Source organism: Quadrisphaera sp. DVD1, from assembly GCF_058932755.1.
The window spans coordinates 1-6912 of the sequence record NZ_JBZYWI010000158.1; the positions used below are offsets into that span (position 1 = coordinate 1).

Annotated in this window: 6 protein-coding genes and 1 pseudogene; 1 reads left to right on the plus strand and 6 read right to left on the minus strand. The window is 74.7% G+C overall.

Features of this window, described 5'->3' with window-relative positions:
- Nucleotides 1-93: 93 nt before the first annotated feature.
- A pseudogene (locus tag AC5FZL_RS14365) lies at nt 94-549 on the plus strand (type IV toxin-antitoxin system AbiEi family antitoxin); the annotation flags it as partial.
- A gap of 69 nt (nt 550-618) precedes the next feature.
- Here AC5FZL_RS14365 and AC5FZL_RS14370 read toward each other — a convergent pair.
- From AC5FZL_RS14370 to secF, 6 genes are all read right to left on the minus strand, one after another.
- Nucleotides 619-2988, minus strand: coding sequence for a RelA/SpoT family protein (locus tag AC5FZL_RS14370; RefSeq protein WP_493619575.1), 2370 nt, complete (start codon nt 2986-2988; stop codon nt 619-621).
- A 144-nt stretch (nt 2989-3132) separates the two neighbouring features.
- The gene (locus AC5FZL_RS14375; RefSeq protein ID WP_493619576.1) at nt 3133-3840 is read right to left on the minus strand and encodes a DUF3618 domain-containing protein; all 708 of its coding nucleotides are present in this window, start codon (nt 3838-3840) and stop codon (nt 3133-3135) included.
- Entirely contained in the window at nt 3816-4223 is a 408-nt protein-coding gene (locus AC5FZL_RS14380) for a phage holin family protein (RefSeq protein WP_493619577.1), read from the minus strand. The genes AC5FZL_RS14375 and AC5FZL_RS14380 overlap by 25 nt, the downstream gene beginning before the upstream one ends.
- Nucleotides 4220-5020 (minus strand): hypothetical protein, encoded by an 801-nt coding sequence (locus tag AC5FZL_RS14385; protein WP_493619578.1) that lies wholly within the window; start codon nt 5018-5020, stop codon nt 4220-4222. The genes AC5FZL_RS14380 and AC5FZL_RS14385 overlap by 4 nt, the downstream gene beginning before the upstream one ends.
- 93 nt (nt 5021-5113) lie before the next feature.
- Complete coding sequence (locus AC5FZL_RS14390; RefSeq protein ID WP_493619579.1) at nt 5114-5620, minus strand: adenine phosphoribosyltransferase; 507 nt, start codon at nt 5618-5620, stop codon at nt 5114-5116.
- Between the two features lie 29 nt (nt 5621-5649).
- Nucleotides 5650-6822 carry a protein translocase subunit SecF gene (secF, locus tag AC5FZL_RS14395; RefSeq protein ID WP_493619580.1) on the minus strand — a complete coding sequence of 391 codons (1173 nt, stop codon included), beginning with the start codon at nt 6820-6822 and terminating at the stop codon, nt 5650-5652.
- Nucleotides 6823-6912: the final 90 nt, after the last annotated feature.

Genomic DNA, 6912 nt, shown 5'->3' on the forward strand with positions numbered 1-6912 from the left:
GCTTCCCTGCGCTGGCTGCTGGACGGCGGTGCTCCTGCCGCCGCGGACGTGTTCGCCGCCGGCGTCGAGGCCCCGGCGGCGGTCCTGACCGCGATGGTCGGCGAGGGACTGCTCGTCCCCGCTCTCCCCGGCATCTGGCTGGCCGCGGACGCCGTCGGCTCACCGACCGCCCGCTGCCGCGCCCTCGCGCAGCTGGTCCCGGCGAGCGGCGTCATCGCGGGGGGCGCGGCGCTGTGGGCGAGGGGGCTGCTCGCCACCTGCCCGCGGGTCGACGTCGTCCTGCCGCCGGGAGCCGCGGGCGGGTCGCGCAGCGCCCCCGACGGCGTCCGCCTGCGCGGGCTCGTCCTGGGCCCGGGCGACGTCGAGGTCGTCAGCGGTCTGTCCCTCACCTCCCCGGCCCGCACCGCGGCCGACGTGGCGCGCTGGTGCCCCGACGGCGAGCAGGCGGCGGTCACCTGGGTCGCGGCCGCGCTGCGCGCGGGCTGCGACGCCGAGCGGGTGCGCTCGGCGCTGGAGCTCGCCCCTCGGTCCCCGGGGGTGCGGCGCGCCCGCCGCGTGCTGGCCGCCGCCCGGGTGGTGGCGCAGCGGGTGGAGGGGCGTCCGGCGGCGCCGGGCGGGTCAGTCCTGCCGCTTCCCCGTCAGCCGGTAGACGTCGAAGACGCCGTCGACGCGGCGCACCGCGGCGAGCACGTGCCCGAGGTGGGTCGGGTCGGCCATCTCGAAGGTGAACCGGGAGACCGCGACCCGGTCGCGGGAGGTGGTCACCTGGGCGGAGAGGATGCTCACGTGGCTGTCGGAGAGCACGCGGGTGACGTCGGAGAGCAGCCGTGAGCGGTCCAGCGCCTCGACCTGGATCTGGACGAGGAACACGCTCGAGGAGCTCGGGTCCCACTCCACCTCGACGATGCGCTCGGGCTGGGTGCGCAGGCCGGCGACGTTCCCGCAGTCCTCGCGGTGCACCGAGACGCCCTGCCCGCGGGTGACGAAGCCGACGATCGGGTCACCGGGCACCGGCGTGCAGCAGCGCGCCAGCTTCACCCAGACGTCGTCGGCGCCCTTGACCACCACGCCGGGGTCGCCGGTGCGGGGGCGGCGCACCGCGCGCGAGGGCAGCGTCGCCTCGGCGATGTCCTCCTCGGCGCCCTCCTCCCCGCCCAGCGCGGTGACCAGCCGCTCGACCACCGACTGCGCCGAGACGTGGTTCTCCCCCACCGCCGCGTACAGCGCGGAGACGTCGGCGTAGCGCATGTCGTTCGCGACCCCGACGAGGGACTCGTGGGACATCAGGCGCTGGATCGGCAGGTGCTGCTTGCGCATCGCCTTGGCGATGGCGTCCTTGCCCTGCTCGATCGCCTCCTCGCGGCGCTCCTTGGAGAACCAGGCGCGGATCTTGTTGCGGGCTCGGGGGCTCTTGACGAAGGTCAGCCAGTCGCGGCTCGGGCCGGCGCCCTCGACCTTGGACGTGAAGATCTCCACCACGTCGCCGTTGTCGAGGGTGGACTCCAGCGGGATGAGACGACCGTTGACCCGGGCGCCCATCGTGCGGTGGCCGACCTCGGTGTGGACGGCGTAGGCGAAGTCGATCGGCGTCGCCCCGGCCGGCAGGCCGATGACCTCCCCCTTGGGGGTGAAGACGAACACCTCCTGCGCGTTGATCTCGAAGCGCAGGCTGTCGAGGAACTCGCCGGGGTCCTGGGTCTCCTGCTGCCAGTCGACGAGCTGCCGCAGCCACGGCATGTCGGCCACCGAGCCGTCGCTGCCGGCGCCGCGCACCGCGGTGTCCTTGTACTTCCAGTGCGCGGCGACGCCGTACTCGGCGCGGCGGTGCATGGCGTGGGTGCGGATCTGGATCTCCACGGGCTTGCCCTCGGGGCCGATCACCGTGGTGTGCAGCGACTGGTACATGTTGAACTTGGGCATCGCGATGTAGTCCTTGAACCGGCCGGGCACCGGGTTCCAGCGCGCGTGCAGCGCGCCCAGGACGGCGTAGCAGTCGCGGACCGTGTCGACGAGGACCCGCAGGCCGACGAGGTCGTAGATGTCGGTGAAGTCGTGGCCCCGCACGATCATCTTCTGGTACACGGAGTAGTAGTGCTTGGGCCGGCCGGTGACGACGGCGCGGATCTTGGCGGCCCGCAGGTCGGCGCTGACCTGCTCGCGCACCGTGGCGAGGTACTCCTCGCGCGCCGGGGTGCGCTCGGCGACGAGCCGCACGACCTCCTCGTGCATGCGCGGGTACAGCGTGGCGAAGGAGAGGTCCTCCAGCTCCCACTTGATGGTGTTCATGCCGAGGCGGTGGGCCAGCGGCGCGTAGATCTCCAGCGTCTCGCGGGCCTTGCGCTCGGCGGAGGCGGCGGGCACGAACTTCCAGGTGCGCGCGTTGTGCAGGCGGTCGGCCAGCTTGATCACCAGGACGCGGATGTCCTTGGCCATCGCCACGACCATCTTGCGCACGGTCTCGGCCTGGGCGGCGTCGCCGTAGCTGACCTTGTCGAGCTTGGTGACGCCGTCCACGAGCATGGCGATCTCGTCGCCGAAGTCCCGGCGCAGGTCGCTCAGCGCGTACCCGGTGTCCTCCACGGTGTCGTGCAGGAGGGCCGCGGCGAGCGTGGGCGGGGTCATCCCCAGCTCGGCGAGGATGGTGGCCACCGCCACGGGGTGGGTGATGTACGGGTCGCCGCTCTTGCGCCGCTGCCCGCGGTGAGCTCGCTCGGCCACCACGTAGGCGCGCTCGATGACGCTCGCGTCGGCCTTCGGGTGGTTCGAGCGCACCGAGGAGATGAGCGGCTCGATCGCGGCGTAGCCGCTGGGCTGGCGCGTGGCCAGGCGCGCCAGGCGCCGGCGGATGCCCGTGCTGGGCAGCTCGGCGGCGGGCGTCGCGGCGGCGCCCTCGGCGGGCGCCGGGGCAGCAGAGGCTGCCGGGGCAGCGGGGGGCGCGGCGCCGGCCTCCTCGGCCCCCAGTGACTGGGTGGCCACCTCGTCGCTCATGCCGCCTCCCCGCTGCGGGCCCGGAAGGGTCCGCTGATCGATTCTACGGCGCGGCGCGGGGCGGCGTGGGCCTGCGCGCACACCCCGGGACGCAGGAGGAGGGGCGGCGGGCCTGCGCCCACCGCCCCTCCTCCTGCGTGCGGCTCAGCGGCCGGTCGACGACCTGGTCTGGTCGGCGGCCGAGCGCGCCTGCTCGGTGACCGAGGCCGTGCTGCCCCTGGCCTCGTCGGCGACGGTGCTCGCGTGCGAGCGCGCCTCGTCGGCCACCACGGCGGCCGAGGACTGGCCGTCCTCGGCGACGTGCTGGGCTGCGCCCTGCGCGGTCGACTTCAGGGACTGCGCGGCGTCCGCCGCCTGGTCCTTGAGGGAGGAGCCGATCTCCTGGCCGACCTGCTTGGCCTGCTCCGCCAGGGGCTGGCCGTGCTCCTTGGCCGCGGAGACGGCGCGCGAAGCGGCGTGCTCCTCGCGAGCCGTGGTCGGCAGCAGGGAGGCCACCAGCCAGCCGGCGCCGAAGGCGATCAGGCCCGCGGCGAGCGGGTTGCCACCGGTGCGCGAGCGGACCGCTTGAGCGGTGCCGGACGCGGCGTCGGACGCGCTGCCGGCGAGCGAGGAGGAGGTGCCGGAGACGCTGCCGCCGGCGGAGTGCACCCCCGAGCGCACCGAGTCGGTGGCGTCGTGGGCCTTGCCCATGACGCGGTCGCGGACGTCGCCGACGGCGCCCTTGACGCCCTGGACCTTGCGGTCCACGACGCGCGAGGGGCTGACGCGGTCGGTCAGCTCGTCGACGTCGCGGGTCAGGTCCCTCCGGGTCCCCGCGATGTCCTGGGTCAGCCGTTGCGTGTCTTCACCCACTGGGCGTCCTCCTTCAGGGTCTGGGTCGTTGCCTCGAGCTTGGGGTCGACCTGCTTGAGCTTCTTGCGGCCGGAGGAGGCGAGCACGGCGGCCACGATCCCCCACACGACGGCGACGATGAGCGCCGCCCACACGATGTCCATGACGTGGTCGAGCGCGTACATCAGCGTCAGGGACAGGAAGATGAGCAGGAACCACCCCGCGACGCCGGCGCCGGCCAGGAAGCCCGCACCCTTGCCCGCCTTGGCGGCCTCCGTCTTGATCTCCGTCTTGGCCAGGTCGATCTCCTGGCGGACGAGCTTGCTGAGGTCGGCGGCGATGTCGCCGACGATCTCCCCGACGCTGCGGGGCTGCGCCGGCTCCTCGTGGAGGGGGTGGCTCACAGCCCGGTCCCTCCGATGCGGCCGGGCGCCGGAGCGAGGCCCGGCTCGACCGGGTCGACGACCGGGCCGCCGGTGGTGAGCGAGCTGGGCAGCCCGTCGGCGTCGAGGTCGAAGCGGCTGGTGCCGGTCACGGCCGGGTCCGGGTACGCCGCGGGCACGGCCGGGACGGCGGGCCGCGCGGAGACGGACGCCGGGCCGTCGGTGCTGTCGGCGCGAGCGGCCTTGGTCAGCCGCCCGGCGAGCAGGCCGGCCGCAGCGGCCCCGAGGAGGAACGCGCCCGGCCGACGGCGCGCGTAGGAGCGCACCTGGTCCAGCAGCTCGGCCGGCTCGTGGCCCTCGAGGTGCGTGCTGACCGAGCGGAGGCGGGTGGCGGCCTGGCGGACGAGGTCCGTCGCGGGGCCGGTGCCACCGCCGCCGCCGCTGGCCATCTGCTCCAGCTCGTCGCCCGCGCTGCTCAGCAGGGTGACGATGCGGCTGAGCTGGGTGCGGGACTGGTCGGAGACCTGCGTGGTGAGCTCGCCGAGGAGGTCGCGGGCCTGGCGCTGCGCCTCGGCAGCGACGTTCCCGACCTCCTCCTTGGCGGTCCCGGCCACGGACCGGGCCTGCTCGGCCGCCGTGCCGGCCGTCTGGCGGGCGTGGTCGGCCGCGCTGGCGGCGGTCTGCTTGGCCTGGTCGGCCGCGACTCCGGCGGTCTGGCGCGCCTGGTCCTTCGCGGTGTCAGTGGTGCCGCCGGTGCCGGCGCCCTCGTCGAGGGATGTGGCGCCGTCCGCCCGGTGCTGCGGGGTGGGTGTCGTCATGGTGACCTCCGTCACGTCGGATGTCACATCACTTACCCCGTAAGACGATCTCAAACCCTCGCAGTTGGATCTTCCGCTCGGGCGGTCACCCGGTCAGGCCTCGAGCACCGCCGCGACGTCCCGCCCCGCCAGCGCCGCGCGGCCCTCCAGCCCGGCCAGCTCCAGGAGGAACCGCACCCCGACCACCCGGGCGCCGAGGCGCTCGAGCAGGGCGCACGCCGCCCGTGCCGTGCCGCCGGTGGCGAGCACGTCGTCGACGACGAGCACGCGCTGCCCGGGGCGGACGGCGTCCGCGTGCACCTCGATCACCGCCTCGCCGTACTCCAGCGCGTAGGACTGGCGCTCGACGGCCCCTGGCAGCCGTCCGGCCTTGCGCACGGGCACGAAGCCGGCGCCGAGCGCGAGGGCGAGCGGCGTCCCGACGAGGAAGCCGCGCGCCTCGACCCCCGCGACGAGGTCGACGCCGGCCGCGGGAGCGCTGTCGGCCAGCGCCGTCACGGCCGACCGCAGCCCCGCCGGGTCGCCCAGCAGGGGGGTGATGTCCTTGAACGTGATCCCGGCTCGGGGGAAGTCCGGGACGTCGCGCACGAGGGCTCGCACGCGGTCGCGGTCCTCCGCGGACGACGGGCTCACCGGCGCCGGCCGCCCGGGCGGCGCACCGGCTGGTTGCGCGGACCGCGGGTGGTGCGGCGCTGCGCGGGTCGCGCGGCACCGCCGGCGGGCGCCCCGTCCTCGCCCTCCACCCGCTCCAGCACCGCGGTGGACGTGCCGGCCCCCGCCAGCGCGGCGGAGCCGCTGCGCGCGGTGCCCCCGACGGGCGTGCCCGCGGCGCGCCGGGCGAGCACCCGCTCGTGGTGGGCCGCGACCTCGGGCTGGCGCTCGACGAGCTGCGCGAACAGCGGCGGCGCCAGGAAGATCGAGGAGTAGGCGCCGGCGAGGATGCCGACGAACAGGGCCAGGGAGATGTCGCGCAGCGTGCCCGCGCCGAGGACGAACGCGCCGATGAAGAGGATCGAGCCGACCGGCAGCAGTGCCACCACGGAGGTGTTGATCGAGCGCACCAGCGTCTGGTTCACCGCCAGGTTCACCGCCTCGGCGAACGTGCGGCTCGAGCCGGTGAGCACGTGGGCGGTGTTCTCGCGCACCTTGTCGAAGACGACGACGGTGTCGTAGAGCGAGTAGCCGAGGATCGTCAGGAACCCGATGACCGTCGCCGGCGTGACCTCGAAGCCGCTGAGGGCGTACACGCCGGCGGTGATCACGACGTCGTGGACCAGCGCCACCATCGCCGCCACGGACATCTTCCAGGTCCGGAAGTACAGGCCCAGCACGACGGCGGCCAGCACGAGGAAGATCACCAGGCCGCGGATGGCCTTCTCGGTGATGTCCTGGCCCCAGCTGGGTCCGACGAAGGACGACGTGACGGCGCCGGGCTCGACGTCGTAGGCCTCGGCCAGGGCCGTCGCGACCTGCTGGGTCTGCTCCTGGTCCAGCTGCTCGGTCTGCACCCGCACGGCGTCCGCGCCGACGCCGGCGACGCGCGGCGGCTCGGCCTCGGGCACGACGGAGGTGACGGCGTCCTGGCCGGTCGTGGTGTCGCTGCTGTCCGCGACGCCGGTGACCCGGAACTCCGATCCCCCGCCGAACTCGATGCCGGCGTTGAGCCCGCGGGTGAGGAGCAGGAGGACGGAGGCGAGCACCAGCACGGTGGCGACGGTGTACCAGGTGCGGCGGCGCCCGACGATGTCGAAGGAGCGCTTCCCGGTGTAGAGGTCGTTGCCGAAGGCGGCGAAGTTCGGCACGGTCAGCGCTCCTGCTCGGTGCGGTCGTCGGCGGGGACGGAGACGGTCGGCTGGCCGCCGGTCTCCGCCGGGGGCTGCTGCGCCTGCTGC